At 68.7% G+C, this 16,519-nt stretch carries 18 protein-coding genes; 11 read left to right on the top strand and 7 right to left on the bottom strand.

Annotation, left to right across the window (positions count from 1 at the left end):
* Positions 1 to 62: 62 nt before the first annotated feature.
* On the bottom strand, positions 63 to 1,208 hold the full coding sequence (gene hemW, locus AC1DYP_RS15540) for a radical SAM family heme chaperone HemW (RefSeq protein WP_477047101.1): 1,146 nt from the start codon (positions 1,206 to 1,208) through the stop codon (positions 63 to 65).
* 25 nt (positions 1,209 to 1,233) lie between these two features.
* Positions 1,234 to 1,839, bottom strand: a complete 606-nt coding sequence (gene rdgB, locus AC1DYP_RS15535; RefSeq protein ID WP_477047087.1) for an RdgB/HAM1 family non-canonical purine NTP pyrophosphatase — start codon at positions 1,837 to 1,839, stop codon at positions 1,234 to 1,236.
* Between the two features lie 27 nt (positions 1,840 to 1,866).
* On the opposite strand from rdgB, the gene AC1DYP_RS15530 reads away from it, so the two are divergent.
* The 3 genes from AC1DYP_RS15530 to AC1DYP_RS15520 all read left to right on the top strand — a co-directional run bounded on the left by AC1DYP_RS15530 (position 1,867) and on the right by AC1DYP_RS15520 (position 3,595).
* Positions 1,867 to 2,469, top strand: a complete 603-nt coding sequence (locus AC1DYP_RS15530; protein ID WP_477047086.1) for a glutathione S-transferase N-terminal domain-containing protein — start codon at positions 1,867 to 1,869, stop codon at positions 2,467 to 2,469.
* Positions 2,470 to 2,808: 339 nt separating this feature from the next.
* Positions 2,809 to 3,342, top strand: coding sequence for a DUF2975 domain-containing protein (locus AC1DYP_RS15525; protein ID WP_477047085.1), 534 nt, complete (start codon positions 2,809 to 2,811; stop codon positions 3,340 to 3,342).
* A 22-nt stretch (positions 3,343 to 3,364) separates the two neighbouring features.
* Positions 3,365 to 3,595 (top strand): helix-turn-helix domain-containing protein, encoded by a 231-nt coding sequence (locus AC1DYP_RS15520; protein ID WP_477047084.1) that lies wholly within the window; start codon positions 3,365 to 3,367, stop codon positions 3,593 to 3,595.
* A gap of 170 nt (positions 3,596 to 3,765) precedes the next feature.
* Here AC1DYP_RS15520 and rph read toward each other — a convergent pair whose 3' ends face one another.
* Positions 3,766 to 4,482 (bottom strand): ribonuclease PH, encoded by a 717-nt coding sequence (gene rph, locus AC1DYP_RS15515; RefSeq protein WP_477047083.1) that lies wholly within the window; start codon positions 4,480 to 4,482, stop codon positions 3,766 to 3,768.
* Positions 4,483 to 4,604: 122 nt separating this feature from the next.
* Here rph and hrcA point away from each other — a divergent pair, with 122 nt between their 5' ends.
* Positions 4,605 to 5,681, top strand: a complete 1,077-nt coding sequence (gene hrcA / locus AC1DYP_RS15510) for a heat-inducible transcriptional repressor HrcA (protein ID WP_477034621.1) — start codon at positions 4,605 to 4,607, stop codon at positions 5,679 to 5,681.
* Between the two features lie 10 nt (positions 5,682 to 5,691).
* On the top strand, positions 5,692 to 6,309 hold the full coding sequence (grpE, locus tag AC1DYP_RS15505; RefSeq protein WP_477034620.1) for a nucleotide exchange factor GrpE: 618 nt from the start codon (positions 5,692 to 5,694) through the stop codon (positions 6,307 to 6,309).
* A 46-nt stretch (positions 6,310 to 6,355) separates the two neighbouring features.
* On the opposite strand, the gene AC1DYP_RS15500 is transcribed toward grpE, so the two are convergent.
* Positions 6,356 to 6,838: a low molecular weight protein-tyrosine-phosphatase gene (locus AC1DYP_RS15500; protein ID WP_477047082.1), complete on the bottom strand. Its 483-nt coding sequence runs from the start codon at positions 6,836 to 6,838 to the stop codon at positions 6,356 to 6,358.
* 110 nt (positions 6,839 to 6,948) lie between these two features.
* On the opposite strand from AC1DYP_RS15500, the gene msrA reads away from it, so the two are divergent.
* Positions 6,949 to 7,467: a peptide-methionine (S)-S-oxide reductase MsrA gene (gene msrA / locus AC1DYP_RS15495; protein ID WP_477047081.1), complete on the top strand. Its 519-nt coding sequence runs from the start codon at positions 6,949 to 6,951 to the stop codon at positions 7,465 to 7,467.
* Positions 7,468 to 7,627: 160 nt separating this feature from the next.
* A complete protein-coding gene (dnaN, locus tag AC1DYP_RS15490; RefSeq protein WP_056444050.1) occupies positions 7,628 to 8,746 on the top strand; it encodes a DNA polymerase III subunit beta in 1,119 nt (372 codons plus the stop codon).
* 220 nt (positions 8,747 to 8,966) lie between these two features.
* Here the strand turns inward: dnaN and AC1DYP_RS15485 are convergent, their stop codons facing one another.
* The gene (locus AC1DYP_RS15485) at positions 8,967 to 9,095 is read right to left on the bottom strand and encodes a hypothetical protein (protein WP_477047080.1); all 129 of its coding nucleotides are present in this window, start codon (positions 9,093 to 9,095) and stop codon (positions 8,967 to 8,969) included.
* Positions 9,096 to 9,258: 163 nt separating this feature from the next.
* On the opposite strand from AC1DYP_RS15485, the gene AC1DYP_RS15480 reads away from it, so the two are divergent.
* The 4 genes from AC1DYP_RS15480 to gyrB all read left to right on the top strand — a co-directional run bounded on the left by AC1DYP_RS15480 (position 9,259) and on the right by gyrB (position 14,155).
* Positions 9,259 to 9,633 (top strand): VOC family protein, encoded by a 375-nt coding sequence (locus AC1DYP_RS15480; protein ID WP_477047079.1) that lies wholly within the window; start codon positions 9,259 to 9,261, stop codon positions 9,631 to 9,633.
* Positions 9,634 to 9,711: 78 nt separating this feature from the next.
* Positions 9,712 to 10,461 (top strand): SDR family NAD(P)-dependent oxidoreductase, encoded by a 750-nt coding sequence (locus tag AC1DYP_RS15475; RefSeq protein ID WP_477047078.1) that lies wholly within the window; start codon positions 9,712 to 9,714, stop codon positions 10,459 to 10,461.
* A 41-nt stretch (positions 10,462 to 10,502) separates the two neighbouring features.
* Positions 10,503 to 11,666, top strand: a complete 1,164-nt coding sequence (recF, locus tag AC1DYP_RS15470; protein ID WP_477047077.1) for a DNA replication/repair protein RecF — start codon at positions 10,503 to 10,505, stop codon at positions 11,664 to 11,666.
* Positions 11,663 to 14,155 (top strand): DNA topoisomerase (ATP-hydrolyzing) subunit B, encoded by a 2,493-nt coding sequence (gene gyrB, locus AC1DYP_RS15465; protein WP_477047076.1) that lies wholly within the window; start codon positions 11,663 to 11,665, stop codon positions 14,153 to 14,155. The genes recF and gyrB overlap by 4 nt, the downstream gene beginning before the upstream one ends.
* Positions 14,156 to 14,173: 18 nt before the next feature.
* Here gyrB and AC1DYP_RS15460 read toward each other — a convergent pair whose 3' ends face one another.
* Both AC1DYP_RS15460 and AC1DYP_RS15455 read right to left on the bottom strand, forming a co-directional pair.
* Positions 14,174 to 15,307: an amidohydrolase family protein gene (locus AC1DYP_RS15460; RefSeq protein ID WP_477047075.1), complete on the bottom strand. Its 1,134-nt coding sequence runs from the start codon at positions 15,305 to 15,307 to the stop codon at positions 14,174 to 14,176.
* A gap of 92 nt (positions 15,308 to 15,399) precedes the next feature.
* Positions 15,400 to 16,416 (bottom strand): hypothetical protein, encoded by a 1,017-nt coding sequence (locus AC1DYP_RS15455; RefSeq protein WP_477047074.1) that lies wholly within the window; start codon positions 16,414 to 16,416, stop codon positions 15,400 to 15,402.
* Positions 16,417 to 16,519 lie beyond the last annotated feature (103 nt).

The raw sequence follows: 16,519 nt of genomic DNA, 5'->3' as shown, positions 1-16,519 counted from the left end.
ACTTTCCGACACGAACTGGGGCGCCGACGACGCGGTTACGCAAGACTGTGCCGACAGGACTATCAGGTCGCGAGCGTTCCTGTCAGCCGGTCCAGCACAAGACGGCCGGATCGGGTGGCGCGAAGCCGAATCCTATCGTCGACGAGAAGATGCGCCTCGACCAGATCTTTCACCTTTGGCGTGTCTGGCGACAAGCCCAGGGCGCCGATCTCGGCGAACGCCACGCCGTCGTCGATGCGCAGGCCCAGCAGCAGGCGCTCCTCGGCCGCCTCCAGGGCGGTGAGGGCTTCGCGCTCGAAGCCGACCCCGGTCTCGGCGACCGCGCGGATGTAGTCGGCGATCCTGCGCTGAGCGGTCGTGGCGAGCTTTCCATCCGCGAGCGTGAGACGCCCATGAGCCCCTGGACCGACGCCGACATAGTCGTGGCCGCGCCAGTAGACGAGGTTGTGTCGTGAACGGGCGGCCTGGCCCCGGGCGTGATTGGAGACCTCGTAGGCGTCGAAGCCGGCGGCCTCCAGCACGCTCTGGGTGGTCTCGAACAGGGCGGCGGCCAGGTCCTCGTCGGGCACGACCAGCTTGCCCCGGCCGACGGCGCGGTCGAAGGCGGTGCCGTGCTCGATGGTCAGTTGGTAGGGCGAGACGTGCTCGGGTCCATAGGCCAGCAGTTCTGACAGCTCCCGCGTCCACGCCTCCACCGTCTGGCCGGGCACGGCGTAGATCAGGTCGGCCGACAGGCGCGGGAAGGCCTTGGCCGCCACGGCGATCGCCCGTCGGGCCGAGCCGGCGTCGTGGTTGCGGCCCAGCAGCGCCAGGGCCTCGTCGTTCAGCGCCTGGACGCCCAGCGACAGCCGCGCCACGCCCGCCGCCGCCAGGGCTTCGAAGCGGTCGGTCTCGGCGTCGGTGGGATTGGCCTCGAGGCTGATCTCCAGGTCGTCGGCCGGCGTCCACAGCGCCTTGGCGGTCTCGATCACCCGGGCGACCTGGGCGGGGTCCATCAGCGAGGGCGTGCCGCCGCCGAAGAAGATCGACAGCAGGCGACGCGGTCCGGTCAGGTCGCGCTGGGCCTTCAGGTCGGCGACAATCGCGTCGGCCAGGGCGGCCTGCTCGTCGGTCCGCCCCCGGTCGCGCACGACGTTGAAGTCGCAATAGGGGCAGATCTTGGCGCAGTAGGGCCAGTGGACGTAGACGCCCAAGGGGGGGACGCCCAGCGACTCTCCCAACGAAGGTTGGGCGTCACTCAAACAGCGCCGCCTTCAGCTTTTCGAACGCCACGGCGCGGTGGCTCATGGCGTCCTTGGCCGCCGGCTCCATCTCGCCGAACGTCTGGTCGTAGCCGTTGGGGATGAAGATCGGGTCGTAGCCGAAGCCCCGGTCGCCGCGCGGCGGGAAGGTCAGGGTCCCGTGGACCTCGCCCTGCACCACCACCGCCGGCCCGCCGTTCGGCCAGGCCACGGCCAGGGCGCAGGTGAACCAGGCGGAACGATCCTGCGAGCCCGTCTCCTCGATCCGCTCGGCGACCTTGTCCATGGCGACGGCGAAATCCTTGGTCGGACCGGCCCAGCGCGCCGAATAGATGCCCGGCGCGCCGTCCAGGGCCGCGACCGACACGCCCGAATCGTCGGCCAGGGCGATCTGGCCCGACAGGTCGGCGGCGTGGCGGGCCTTCAGCAGGGCGTTGCCGACGAAGGTGGTCTCGGTCTCGTCCGGTTCGGGCAGACCCAGGGCGCCGGCGGCCAGCACCTCGAAGCGCCCGTCGAGCAGCGCGGCCAATTCCTTGGCCTTGCCGGGGTTGTGCGTCGCCGCGACCAGCTTAAGACCAGCTTCCAGCTTCAGCGTCATCGCGCGGCTCCTTTCCGGGACAAGATCATGCAGCTTCTCTACTCCCCCATGTCGCCCTTCGCCCGCAAGGTTCGCGTGGTCGCGTTCGAGCTGGGCCTGGCCGACCGGGTGGAGCTGGTGATCGCCAGTCCCTACACCGACGAGAGCCTGCGGGCGATCAATCCGCTGTCGAAGATCCCGATCCTGATCCCGGACACCGATGACGGCGGGGGCGCGCCGATCTTCGACTCGCCGGTGATCTGCGACTATCTGGAAGCCCTGGCCGGCAGGACCCTGACCCCCGCCGCCGGTCCGGAGCGCTGGGCCGCCCTGACCCGGCAGGCCATGGCCGACGGCATGGGCGACGCGGCCCTGGCCATCGTCCGCGAGCGCCTGCGCGACGCCCCGCACCGCCAGGACCTGTTCGACCGCCAGACCGCGGCGCTGGCCGCCGCCCTCGACCTGCTAGAGGCCGAGACCCCGCCCGCCGACCGCTTCGAGATCGGCGAGATCGCGGTCGCCGCCCATCTGGCCTATCTGGACATTCGCCAGGTTCTGGACTGGCGCGAGGGCCGTCCGAACCTCGCCGCCTGGTTCGAAACCGCCGGCCGCCGGAGCTCGATGGTGGCTACGGCGCCACACCTCGCATAATCCGTTCGATGAGCGCGATCATTACAGAGGTTTAATATCGTTTATCGATAAGCGACATTGGCGCTGGTGGAATCGCTCCCTATGTTCGCGCCATGGGAGACACGCCATGTCGGCGCGGTCCCGCACCCGACCCGAAGGCCCGCCAATGTCCGCCGCCAGACTGTTCCGCATCGTCGACGTCGTCGCCACCCGCCTGGCCACGCTGACGCTGATCGCCGGTCTGCCGCTCGCCGCCGTGACCTTCGCGATCAAGACGTTCTGACCCGGGGTCATGCTCGCCTTTGACCCGCCCCGATCCGCCGGGGCATGGTCGGCGTTTCTGCGTGAGGGGAAGAGCGGATGCGCGCCTTGGGGCCTGGCTCGGTATCGAGTTTCCTGAAGATTATTCTCGACGTGATCTATGTGGGTCTGTGGGTCTGGGTCAGCCTGCTGGCGATCTTCACGGTCGCCGTGCTGCTGCTCAGCTTCAATCCTGAACTGATCACCTCGAAACTGCATATCGGCAGCTCAGTCGACGAGCTTATCAACAAGGGCCCGCTGTTCGCGGGGGCGCTTGGGGCCTGGGCGCTGCTTTCGGGAGGCTGGATGGTGATCGTCGAGCGTCTGCGCCGGGTGTTCGCCACCCTGACCGCCGGCGACCCGTTCCATCCGGACAACGTCCGTCGCCTGCGCGTGGTGGGCCTGGTCCTGGCCGCGCTCGAGGTCGGCCACTACATCTTCGCCGCCCTGGCCAAGTGGCTGGCGCCGGACACCAAGATCGTCGACGGCTCGTTCAGCCTGAGCGCCTGGTTTCCGGTCCTGGTGGTGTTCGTCCTGGCCGAGGTCTTCCGCGAGGGCGCGCGCCTTCGACGGGAAGCCGAACTGACAATCTGACTCCGCGGAGACGAAGAACCCCATGGCCATCCGCGTGCAACTGGACCGCATCCTCCTGGAAAGACGGATGTCGCTGACCGAGCTGTCGGACCGGGTCGGCGTGACCATCGCCAACCTGTCGATCCTCAAGACCGGCAAGGCCCGCGCCGTGCGCTTCACCACCCTGGACGCCCTGTGCCGCGAACTGAACTGCCAACCGGGGGATTTGATGACGTACGAGCCGGGTCCGGGGGACGTGCACGAGGAGGACTGAGGATCGCGCTCCCGCTCTCCTAGCACCTACATTTCAACCGTCATTCCGGGCCTTGTGCCCGGAACCCCTCGTTCAGCTGACGGTGAAGCGCCTTGGCGCGCCGGCGCGCCACACCCCTGCCCTTGCGGCGGACAGAGGGGTCCCGGGCACAAGGCCCGGGATGACGAGGATTATTTGGAAACCGCCTCGCGTTGCTTCACGAACAGCTCGCCGATGCCCTTTTCCGCCAGGGCGAACAGGGCGTCGAACTCGGCGCGGGTGAAGCCGCGCTTCTCGCCGGTGGCCTGGACCTCGACGATGTCGCCGGTATCGGTCAGCACGAAGTTGCTGTCGGCCTCGGCGCTGGAGTCTTCCTCGTAGTCGAGGTCGAGCACCGGGGTGTCCTTGAACACGCCGCAGGAGATGGCCGCGACCTGGCCCAGGATCGGGTCGGTCTTCAGCACGCCTTCCTCGATCAGGTAGTTGACCGCGATGCGCAGGGCGACCCAGGCGCCGGTGATGGCGGCGGTGCGGGTGCCGCCGTCGGCCTGGATGACGTCGCAGTCCAGGCTGATCTGGCGTTCGCCCAGGGCCTTCATGTCGACGACGGCGCGCAGGGAGCGGCCGATCAGGCGCTGGATTTCCTGGGTGCGGCCGCTCTGCTTGCCCTGGGCGGCCTCACGCCGGCCGCGGGTGTGGGTGGCGCGGGGCAGCATGCCGTACTCGGCCGTGACCCAGCCGGCGCCCTTGTTGCGCATCCAGCCCGGGACGCTTTCCTCGACCGTGGCGGTGACCAGCACCTTGGTGTGGCCGAAGCTGACCAGGCACGAGCCCTCGGCATAGCGGTTGACGCCGGTTTCCAGCGTGACTTCGCGCGTTTGGTCTGGGGCGCGTTCGGACGGACGCATGGGAAACTCCGGGGCTTTGCGTGATAGGATGGGGCCGCTTATCCTAGTTAAGACGGTCGTCCAATCCCGTCGAAACCCGAGGGGACCTCCCCCGGGACCCTGGCGGCGCGTTCGAAGGCTACATGACACAGCTCTTTTCGGGGTTTTCCGCTCAGACTCCCAGCCTCACGGACCTGGACGCCCGCGCCCGCGACATCTTCCGGCGAGTCGTGGAATCCTATCTGGAGACCGGCGAACCCGTCGGTTCGCGGACCATTTCGCGCGGCGGGGTGCAGTTGTCGCCGGCCTCGATCCGCAACACCATGCAGGACCTGGCCCAGTTGGGCCTGCTGGACGCCCCCCACACCAGCGCCGGCCGCATCCCCACGCACGCGGGCCTGCGGATGTTCGTCGACGGCCTGCTGGAGGTGGGCGACATCGGCGAGGAGGAGCGGCGGATGATCGAGTCGCGCCTGTTCGCCCACGGCCGCTCCTTCGAGGAAGCCATGGGCGAGGCCAGCGCCATCCTGTCGGGCCTGGCCGGCGGGGCCGGCGTGGTGGTCGCCCCGGTCCGCGAGGGCGGGGTCAAGCACGTGGAGTTCGTGGCCCTGGGCGCCGACCAGGCCCTGGCGATCATGGTGTTCGACGACGGCACGGTCGAGAACCGGCTGATGAAGCGCGCGGCCGGCGTCACCCCAGCCTCGCTGCAGGAGGCCTCCAACTTCCTCAACGCCCGCCTGCGCGGCCGCACCCTGAACGAGACCAAGCTCGAGATGGCCGCCGAGCTGGACACCGCCCGGCGTGAACTGGACGCCGCGGCGGCGCGTTTGGTCGAGGACGGCCTGGCCGCCTGGAGCGGCGGCGACGACCCCGACCGCGCCCTGATCGTCCGCGGCAGGGCCAATCTGCTGGCCGACGCCAGCGCCCGGGAGGACCTGGAGCGCGTGCGGCGGCTGTTCGACGATCTGGAGCAGAAGGGCCAACTGATCGGCCTGCTGGACGACGTCCGCACCGCCGAGGGCGTGCGCATTTTCATCGGGGCCGAAACGCGACTCTTTTCGCTTTCGGGTTCCTCCCTGATCGCGGCGCCCTATATGACGGGCCGACAGAAGGTGTTGGGGGCGATCGGCGTGATCGGCCCCACCCGCTTAAACTATGCCCGGGTGATCCCGCTGGTGGACTACACCGCCCGCGTGCTCGGCCGGATGATGGACGGATAAGGACTGAGAGATGACCGACGAACAAACGCCGGCCGAAGACGTGGCCTTCGAGGCCGACGACGCGTCGCAGGAAATCGAGGCGCTGAAGCTGGAAGTGGCGGCCCTGAAGGATCAGGCGCTGCGCTACGCGGCCGACGTCGAGAACACCAAGCGCCGGGCCGAGCGCGAGATGAACGACGCCCGCGCCTACGCGATCCAGAAGTTCGCCCGCGACCTGCTGGGCGTGGCCGACAACCTGTCGCGCGCCACGGCCCTGAGCCCGCGCGACTCGCAGGATCCGGCGGTGACCAACTACATCATCGGCGTCGAGATGACCGAGAAGGAGCTGCTGGGCGCCTTCGAACGCAACGGCCTGAAGAAGATCGACCCGACCAAGGGCGAGAAGTTCGACCCCCATCTGCACCAGGCGGTGATGGAGCAGCCCTCGGACGAGGTCGCCGCGGGCGGCGTCATCCAGGTGCTGCAGGCCGGCTACGAGCTGATGGGCCGCCTGGTCCGTCCGGCCATGGTCGCCGTGGCCGCCAAGGGCTCGAAGGGCCCGGACTCGCCGGCCGAACCGACGGCGGGCGCCAATCCGTACGCCGGCAACGGCGCGGATACGGGCGGGACGTTCGACACCAAGGCCTGACCTTGAATGTCCCGCTCATCCCGGCGAAGGCCGGGATGAGCGGGATTTAGGGTTGGGCCTCGATCCGATCCGCCAGCCCCTTCGCCCCCGCCACGGCGTCGGCCCACGTGATGTCGAAGTCCGCGTCGTCGCCGTAGTACGGGTCGGCCACCGACTTGCCTTCTCGACCCTCGACCACGTCCAGCAACAGCAGCAGCTCCGCCGTCGCATCGGATGGCCGGATCCGCTTGAGGTCCGCGAGATTGTCGCGGTCCAGCGCGACGACGTGGGTGAAGCGACGAAAATCTTCCGGCTTCACCTGACGTCCGCGATAGCCGCCGATGTCGATCCCTTGCCGCAGCGCCACCGCCTGGGCCCGGCGGTCCGGCGGATGGCCGACGTGCCAGCCGCCCGTGCCCGCCGAATCGATCTCGACCTCCAGGCCCCGACGCTCGGCCTCCGCGCGGAAGGCGGCCTCGGCCAGGGGCGAGCGACAGATGTTGCCCAGGCAGACGAACAGGACAGAGGGCAGGACGGCGGCGCGCTTCACGGATGAGCCTTCAACAACGGGACTTCGGAAAGAAATGGGCCGCTTGCGCGCGACCCCGACAGGGCCAACATGTAGCCTCGCCCATTCCCCTGACGAAAGGCCGTCTTCCCATGACCACCCAAACCGCGATCCTCGCCGGCGGCTGCTTCTGGGGCGTCCAGGACCTGCTGCGCCGCTATCCGGGCGTGCTGAAGACCCGCGTCGGCTATTCCGGCGGCGACGTGCCCAACGCCACCTATCGCAACCACGGGACCCACGCCGAGGCGATCGAGATCATCTTCGACCCCGCCGTGATCAGCTACCGCCAGATCCTGGAGTTCTTCTTCCAGATCCACGATCCGACCACCCTGAACCGCCAGGGCAACGACCTTGGTCTCAGCTACCGCTCCGCGATCTTCTATGCCGACGACGAGCAGAAGCGCGTCGCGGAAGAGACCATCGAGGACGTCGACGCCTCCGGCCTGTGGCCGGGCAAGGTGGTGACCGAGCTCGCGCCCGCCGGCCCGTTCTGGGAGGCCGAACCCGAGCATCAGGACTATCTTGAGCGGATCCCCAACGGCTACACCTGCCACTTCATCCGCCCGGGCTGGAAGCTGCCGACCAAGGCCGAACGCGCCGCCGCCGGCTGAAGACTTTCCGACCATCGCGCGATCGCCGAGCCTGGGTGCGCATTTCGCCGCACCCAGGCCTTCCCCCGGTCGCGGTTTGCGCTAATGTCGCAAGTCCATTCATGACGGGGCCACGGGGGGATTCTCTCTGTCGGCGGCGACCCCGAACCTGGACCGAGATATGAAGCTTACCATCGAGCGGGCGGCGCTGCTGAAGGCGCTGGGTCACGTGCAGAGCGTCGTCGAGCGCCGCAACACCATCCCGATCCTGTCGAACATCCTGCTGTCGGCCGATCGCGACACCCTGTCGTTCTCGGCCACCGACCTGGACATGGAGATCATCGACGAGGGCCTGGCCCAGATCGACGGGCCCGGCCAGATCACCGCTCCGGCTCACACGCTCTATGAAATCGTCCGCAAGCTGCCCGACGGCTCTGACGTTTCGCTCAGCTTCAGCGGCGACGACCCCCGCCTGGTGATCCAGGCCGGCCGCTCGCGCTTCAATCTGCCGGTCCTGCCGGCCGGCGACTTCCCGGTGATGAGCAGCGACGGCTTGTCGGGCCGGATTTCGGTCGACACCAACGACCTGATGCGGCTGATCGACAAGACCCGCTTCGCGATCTCGACCGAAGAGACCCGCTATTACCTGAACGGCCTGTACCTCCACACCGTCAACGACGGCGGCGTGACCAAGTTGCGCGCCGTGGCCACCGACGGCCACCGCCTGGCCCTGGCCGAGATGGACGCGCCGGAAGGCTCGGCCGGCCTGCCCGGCGTGATCGTGCCCCGCAAGACCATCCAGGAGGCCCGCCGCCTGATGGAATCGGCCGGCGAGCAGGTCGACCTGCAGATCAGCGCCCAGAAGATCCGCTTCGAGTTCGGCCGCGCGGCCCTGACCTCCAAGGTCATCGACGGCGCCTTCCCGGACTATCTGCGCGTCATCCCGCGCGACAACGCCAAGATCCTGACGCTGGACAACGACCTGTTCGCCAAGGCCGTCGACCGGGTGGCCACCATCTCGGCCGAGAAGAGCCGCTCGGTGAAGCTGGCCGTCGAGCCGGGCCGCATCACCCTGACCGTGCGCAACATGGAAGCCGGCCAAGCCGTCGAAGAAGTCGAGGTCGACTACGACGGCGAAGCCTTCGAGATCGGCTTCAACGCCCGCTACCTACTGGACGTCTGCGGCCAGATCGGCGGCCCGATCGCCGAGTTCCGCTTCGCCGACCCGGCCTCGCCCACCCTGGTGGTCGACCCAACCGATCCGGGCGTCAAATACGTGCTGATGCCGCTGCGTGTGTAGCGACTACAGGCTTCGATCCAGGAAAAACGGGCGCCTCGGGCGCCCGTTTTGCTGTGCGGCTAACACTTGCCCCCTACGGATCGCTTCGCGATCGTCTTCCCCCAGAGGGGGAAGAGGGCCCCGTACGAACGCGCGCCCTCCGCCCCCCATGGGGGCGGACAGACCGCGCAGCGGTCAGGTGGGGGCAAGTGGGTGAGATTTCACGGGAACCGCCTCGCCCTCAGGCGATGCCGAGGGCTCGCACGACCAGCCAGAGGCCGCCGCAGATCACCGCCCACCCGGTCGCGATGCCGAGTTCCGGATTGGTCTGCCACCATTGGCGCTGAGCGCCCAAAGTCTTGAGTCGCATATGCCCCCTCCCCAGGGTTTTGTTAGCGCTATTCATGCCCGATGAGCCGGAAGGCGCAAGCAACCTGCGGTGTCACAAGATCGTCATGTCGACCCAGCCGACATCCTTGTCGGCCTTCCGGCCCGTGCTAAGGTCCGTTTCATAAGAAAACGGGAGGATGCGCATGGCGAGGGTCAGCTACATGACTGTGGGGTCGAACAAGCTGGAGGCGGCCAAGGCCTTCTATGACGCCCTGCTGGGAACGATCGGCATGAAGGGGGTCTACGAGCACCCCTCGGGCGGCCGGCTCTATCGCGGCAAGGGCACGGGGCTGTTCGGGGTGCTGGGCCCCTATGACGGCGAGGCCGCCTGCGTCGGCAACGGCATGATGGGCGGCTTCGACTTCGAGAGCCGCGAGGAGGTCGACGCCTTCCACGCCAAGGCGATCGCGCTGGGCGGCCGCTGCGAGGGTGCGCCGGGCGAGCGGATGCCGGGGGCCTATTTCGCCTATTTCCGCGATCTGGATGGCAACAAGCTGTGCGGCTACAAGTTCGGCTGACCGGCGGCTTGATGCGGGCCTTGGCCTGAGACCCTATATCCTCGCCGGACGCCGTCCGGCGCCGGCGAGGAGCATCTCATGAGCATGGATTTGAGCGGCCGCGCGGCCCTGGTCACCGGCGCGTCTTCGGGCTTCGGCGAGGCCGTGGCGCTGGGGCTGGCCAAGGCCGGCGCCAAGGTCGCCCTGGCCGCCCGCCGCGAGGACCGCCTGCGCGACCTGGCCGCGAGGATCCAGGCCGAGGGCGGCGAGGCGGTCGTCATCGTCGCCGACTTCACCAAGGAGGCGGAGGCCCAGCGGGCGGTCCGCGAGACCGAGGCCGCGTTCGGGCGCCTCGACATCCTGATCAACAACGCCGGCGTCATGTACCTGGAGCCGGTGGCCATCGCCGACCTCTCGCGCTGGCGCTCGATGATCGAGCTGAACCTGCTGGGCCTGATCGCCGCCACCCAGGCCGCCCTGCCCGGCATGACCGCCCGCAAGGACGGCCACATCGTCAACATCGCCTCGACCGCCGCCCACGTCGCCAACCCGATGGCGGCGGCCTATTCGGCGACCAAGTTCGGCGTGGCGGGCTTCTCGGAGTCGCTGCGCAAGGAGGTCCACAAGGACAACATCCGGGTCAGCGTCATCTCGCCCGGCATGGCCGCCACCGAGCTGCGCGACCACATCGCCGTCGAGTCGGTGCAGACCGCCGTGAACTCCGCCGCCGACGCCATGCGCCAGCTGACCGCCGAGGACGTGGCCGACGCCATCCTCTACGCCGTCTCGCGCCCGCCGCACGTGATGATTAACGAGATCCTGATGCGGTCCACGGATCAGGAGCGGTAGGCGGATTTAGACCTGCGGCGCGAATAGGCTAGAACCCCCCGGTGAGCCGCGCCGCCCTTCTTTCGCTGACCCTGACCGACTTTCGCTCGTACGAGCGGGCGACCCTGCGTCCGGATGGGGCCAGCGTCTATCTGTTCGGGGCCAACGGGGCCGGCAAGACCAACCTGCTGGAGGCCATCAGCCTGTTGTCGCCGGGCAAGGGCCTGCGCGGGTCCAGCCTGACCGAGGTGGGCCGCCGCCTGCCTGGCGAGGCGACCGGTCGCGCCTGGGCCGTCGCGACTGAAACCGAAGCGGGCGAGGACGAGCCCGTCCGCCTGGGCACCGGCGTCGAGCTGGCCGGCGCCGCCCGCCGCATCGTCCGCATCGAGGGCGAGACCGTGCCGCCCGGCCGCCTGGCCGACCACGTCCGCCCCATCTGGCTGACCCCGGCCCAGGACCGGCTGTTCCTCGAAGCCGCCGGCGAAAGGCGCAAGTTCTTCGACCGTCTGGTGTTCGCCGGCGAGCCCGACCACGCCCGCCACGCCAACGCCTACGACAAGGCCCAGCGTGAACGCATGCGCCTGCTGACCGACGCCGCCGAGAGCGGCCAGCCGGCCGACGCCGTCTGGCTCACCGCCCTGGAGGCCCGGCTGGGCCAGGCCGGCGCCCTGATGGCCGGGGCCCGGGCCCGCACGCTGCTGGCCCTGCAGGCCGAGATCGACAGTCGAGGCGACCGCCCCTTCCCCCGCGCTCGCCTGGCCCTGACCGGCGAGTGGGAGAAGATGGCCCTGGAGGGCGTCGAAACCGCCGAAATCGAGGTCCGACTCGCCGCCGCCCTGGCCGCCGCCCGGCCTCGCGACGGGGCCGCCGGACGGGCTCTGACCGGTCCTCACCGGGGCGATCTGGCCATCCATCACGTCGACAAGGACCGTCCTGCCGCGGAATGTTCGACCGGGGAACAGAAAGCGCTGATTCTGAACCTGGTTTTGGCCCAGGCGGCGCGACTTTCGCGTGCGAAAGACGCGCCGAATCCTATATTGTTGCTCGACGAAGTCGCCGCGCATCTCGACCTGAAAAGGCGGGCCGCATTGGCCGACGAAATCACGGCGCTCGGACTCCAGGCCTTTCTCACAGGCACGGACCAATCGCTGTTCGACCACCTGAAAGGTCGGGCTCTCGGCGTTCGCGTCAGCGAACTCGGCCTGACCGCATTGGAAGACGTATGACCGAAGAGACCAAAGGCCCTGAAGCCGACGCCAACACCGATCGCCTGACGACCGCGGACGGTTCGGAAATGTCGGCCCCTGAAGTGATGACCGGCGAATACAGCGCCGACTCCATCAAGGTGCTCAAGGGCCTGGACGCGGTGCGCAAGCGCCCCGGCATGTACATCGGCGACACCGATGACGGCTCGGGCCTGCACCACATGGTCTACGAGGTGGTCGACAACGCCATCGACGAAGCCCTGGCCGGCCACGCCACCAAGGTGGAGGTGATCCTCAACGCCGACGGCTCGGTGACGGTCACCGACGACGGCCGCGGCATCCCGGTCGACATCCACGAGGGCGAAGGCGTCAGCGCGGCCGAGGTCATCATGACCCAGCTGCACGCCGGCGGTAAGTTCGACCAGAACAGCTACAAGGTCTCGGGCGGCCTGCACGGCGTGGGCGTCTCGGTGGTCAACGCGCTCAGCGACTGGCTGGAGCTGAAGATCCACCGCAACGGCCACAGCTACCAGATGCGCTTCGAGCGCGGCGACGCGGTGACCTCGCTGGCCCAGACCGGCGATTCGCCCGTCCGCGCCGACGGCCCCAAGGCCGGCGAGACCCTGACGGGCACGGAAGTGACCTTCTTCCCGTCGCTGGAAACCTTCGCCTTCATCGAATTCGACCGGAAGACCCTGGAGCACCGCCTGCGCGAGCTGGCCTTCCTGAACTCCGGCGTGACGATCTATTTCCGCGACCTGCGCGACGCCGAGCCTTGGGAAGAAAAGCTGCACTACGAGGGCGGCATCGAGGCCTTCGTGCGCCACCTCGACAAGGCCAAGACCCCGCTGCTGAAGACGCCGATCGTCATTCGCGGCCGCAAGGACAAGGTCGAGGTCGACCTGGCCCTGTGGTGGAACGACAGCTACCACGAGCACATGCTGTGCTTCACCAACAACATCCCCCAGCGGGATGGCGGCACGCACTTGTCGGCGTTCCGGGGCGCTCTGACCCGGATCATCACCGGCTATGCCGAGAGCTCGGGCATCACCAAGAAGGAAAAGGTCAGCGTCGGGGGCGAGGACGCCCGCGAAGGCCTGACCTGCGTGCTGTCGGTCAAGGTGCCGGACCCCAAGTTCAGCTCGCAGACCAAGGACAAGCTGGTCTCGTCCGAAGTGCGCCCGGCCGTCGAAAGCCTGGTGCAGGAAGGCCTGTCGACCTGGTTCGAGGAGCATCCGAACGAGGCCAAGGCCATCGTCTCCAAGATCGCCGAGGCCGCCGCCGCCCGTGAAGCGGCCCGCAAGGCCCGCGAACTGACCCGGCGCAAGAGCGCGCTCGACATCACCAGCCTGCCCGGCAAACTGGCCGACTGCTCCGAGCGCGATCCGGCCAAGTCCGAGATCTTCATCGTCGAGGGCGACTCGGCCGGCGGCTCGGCCAAGCAGGCCCGCAACCGCGACAACCAGGCCGTCCTGCCCCTGCGCGGCAAGATCCTGAACGTCGAGCGGGCGCGCTTCGACAAGATGCTGTCGTCCGACCAAATCGGCACGCTGATCACGGCGCTGGGCGCCGGCATCGGCCGCGACGACTTCAACCCGGACAAGGTGCGCTACCACAAGATCGTGCTGATGACCGACGCCGACGTCGACGGCGCCCACATCCGCACCCTGCTGCTGACCTTCTTCTATCGTCAGATGCCGGAGCTGATCGAGCGCGGCTACATCTACATCGCCCAGCCGCCGCTCTACAAAGCCGCCAAGGGCAAGTCGTCGCGCTATCTGAAGGACGACAGCGAGATGGACGCCTTCCTGGTCGACGAAGGCGTCGAAGGCGCCGAGCTGGACCTGCCGTCGGGCGAGCGCCGGACCGGCCAGGACCTGCTGGCCCTGGTCCAGCTCTGCCGCCAGGCCAAGGGCAACATCGACCGCCTGGCCGCCCGCGCCCCGGCCTTCGCCGTCGAACAGGGGGCCCTGGCCGGCCTGCTCGGCGACAAGCCGGACATCGCCGCCGCCGCCAAGCGTCTTGATCTCTATGCGGAAGAAGGCGACGGCCCGTGGTCGGGCGAGCGCGGCGACACCGCCTACGTGTTCAAGCGCATCCGTCGCGGCGTCACCGAAAGCGTGGTGCTGGACGACGGCCTGCTGCACGCCGCCGACGCCCGCCGCCTGGCCGAACGGGCCGGCGCCCTGGGCGACATCTTCTCCGGCGCGGCGATCTTCCGCCGCAAGGACAAGTCGACCACCGTGCGCGGTCCGCTCGACCTGCTGGGCGCGGTGCTGGACGCCGGCCGCAAGGGCCTGTCGATCCAGCGCTACAAGGGCCTGGGCGAGATGAACCCCGACCAGCTGTGGGAGACCACCCTGGACGTCGAGGCCCGCACCCTGCTGCAGGTCCGCGTCAACCACGCCGACGACGCCGACGACATGTTCAGCCGTCTGATGGGCGACCTGGTCGAACCCCGCCGCGAGTTCATCCAGGAAAATGCCCTGGACGCCGAGGTGGACGTTTAACGAAGCGACAGCCGCCGGTTACGCGGGATCGAGTTTGAACACGATCTCGGCGTTCCGGTGCGCGACGCGCGCTCTTTCGGAATCGCTCAGAGGCGCGGTTTCGATGAAACGCACGGCGGGCGGCGTGGGCTGGAAGGGGTGATCGATCGCCCACATGATCCGGTCCGCGCCCAGCTTGTCGATGCAGAATCGCAGGGCGGCCGGGTCCTCGACGCCGCTCGTCGTGATCCAGATGTTTCGGGCCATGTATTCACTCGGCGTCAGCCTGTTCTTTCGACCGGCCCGTGACCCTGGCTGCGCCATGAAGTCGAGCCTCCAGAGCCAGAAGGGCAAGGCCTCGCCCATATGGCCGATCACGATCTTGAGCTTCGGAAAGCGGTCCAGCGTACCGCTCATCATGAGCCTGAGAACGTGCGTAGCCACCTCCACCCCGTAGCCCCAGGTCGCGCCTTCCAGGCGGTAGTCCCGAAAGGGCGCAGCCATCCCGTCGGACGGCGCCCGGGGATGGATGTAAAGCGGCGCGTCCAGCGCTTGAGCGGCTTCCAGGATCGGCGCGAAGCGCTCGTCGTCCAGATAGAGGTTGTCCGTATGCGAGTTGATGATGAAGCCGTTGAGCTTCAGGGCGGTGATCGCGCGCTCCATCTCCTTCGCGGCGGCCGATGGATCCTGCGGCGCGAAGCAGGCCAAGCCCGCGAACCGCGCCGGATGCGCATCCATGGCGGCCCGCAGGCGATCATTGGCGACGCGCGCCAGGGTCGTCGCCTCGGCGGGCTCGAACATCTGCGGCCCGGGCATAGCGATTGAAAGGATGTGCATGTCAACGCCGCTGGCGTCCATTTCGGCCAGCCTGGCCGCGCCGATGTCCAACAGTTTGGGAAGCAGCTGAAGCGCGCTGGCGTCGCGGCTTCCGGCCGGCGGCGCTGGCGCGTTGGGCGGGCGCGGCTCGTAGAGCAGCTTCAGCAACGGCAGGTCGAGGCTCGGGCCGCCCTTGGCGAGCACAGCCCGCATGGGCTCCACGAACTCGGGGATCGTGAACGCCTCCTCGGTCGCGATCTTGCGCAGTCGAGTCGCCGGCGCCGACTGAACGGCGTCGGGAAGCAGGGAGATGGCGGCGAGCCCGCCGAGAGTTGCTCGTCGGCTAGTCCCGACCATCGCTCTCTCCTTCGTGAGTCCTGAATAGATGGAGCTTAAGTCGCATATCGGCGTCACGCCACCTCTGGTGGCGTCGTCGCGACGGAAACGCGCTAATCGTCCGTGAAGTAGTCCGCGATCGCGGCGTCCTCCGACTCCAGCTCGAAGTTCGGCGACCCCGCACGTTCCAGGGCGTGGCGGATCTGCCAGGCGCTGCGGCCGACATGGATGTCCATGCCGCGCAGTTCCTCGACGATCGCCGCGCGGGTGGCCTCGTCGACCGACTTGTTGTTCTCCAGCCGCGCCTGGTCCAGCCGCCAGCCGAAATAGCTGTCGGGCGTTAGCTCGATCACCGCCCCCGGGGCCGGCAGCCACTCGTAGATCGCGCACCGATGGTCGACCGCTGAGTCGACATAGCCGGCCAGGCAGTTGCGGTAGCGCCGCGCGGCGTCGCGGATGGCCGCCACTGTCTCCAGCGGCTTCAGACGATCCGTACCCGGATGAGGTGGCTTGGGCAGGTCGCGGCGGAAGTCGTCGGCCACCAGGTTGAACAGCGCCCTGGCGTTGGGCGCCCGCGTCCAAACCGCGACCCGCTCGGCCAGAACGGCCTCCGGCAAACGCCGGCTGAGCAGGGCGTGGGCCTCGGCCAGCAGCTTGGCCTGGGCGGCGCTGACCCGCACGGCCACCCCGCCGGCGTCGCGCAGCGGACGCGGCAGAGCGCCCAGGGTCCGCACCTGCAACGGGTCGATCCGGTCGGCGTGGCGCAGGGTCTTGGCCGGTTTCGGATCGCCCAGCAGGGCGACCAGGACGCGGTAGTCCTCCGGCGCCCAGGCGATCTCGCCCAGCCGCTCCAGCGCCCGGGCCAGCCCCTCCGGAGCCGGATCGAGCACCAGGCGCACCGCCTTGCGCAGCGGCGCGTCCAGCAGCAGGTCGACGTCGGTCGACGCGCGGCCGTCGGCCTCTGTCGCCAGCATCAGGCAGATCAGGTGTCGTCGCGCCGTCGGGGCGGTGAGGAACGGGGTGTGCGGCGCGGGCCACAGCGCGGCCAGCACGTCCGCATAGGCGGGCGCGATCAGGCGCAGCAGGGGCGAGGCGGACTCGGTCGCCTTGGCCAGAACGAGGGTGGTCATCGATAGCTCCCGGCGACAGCCGGGGCGGCCGTCGCTAGCGGTTGTGTTGGAGACGAAGCGGGCGCGGCTCGCACGACGCGCGCCATCGCACCGGGATCGGTGG

This window comes from Caulobacter sp. P1_D6, assembly GCF_056406095.1.
Note: the sequence above shows the minus strand (reverse complement) of the source record. Positions and strands in the feature narration are given on the sequence as shown.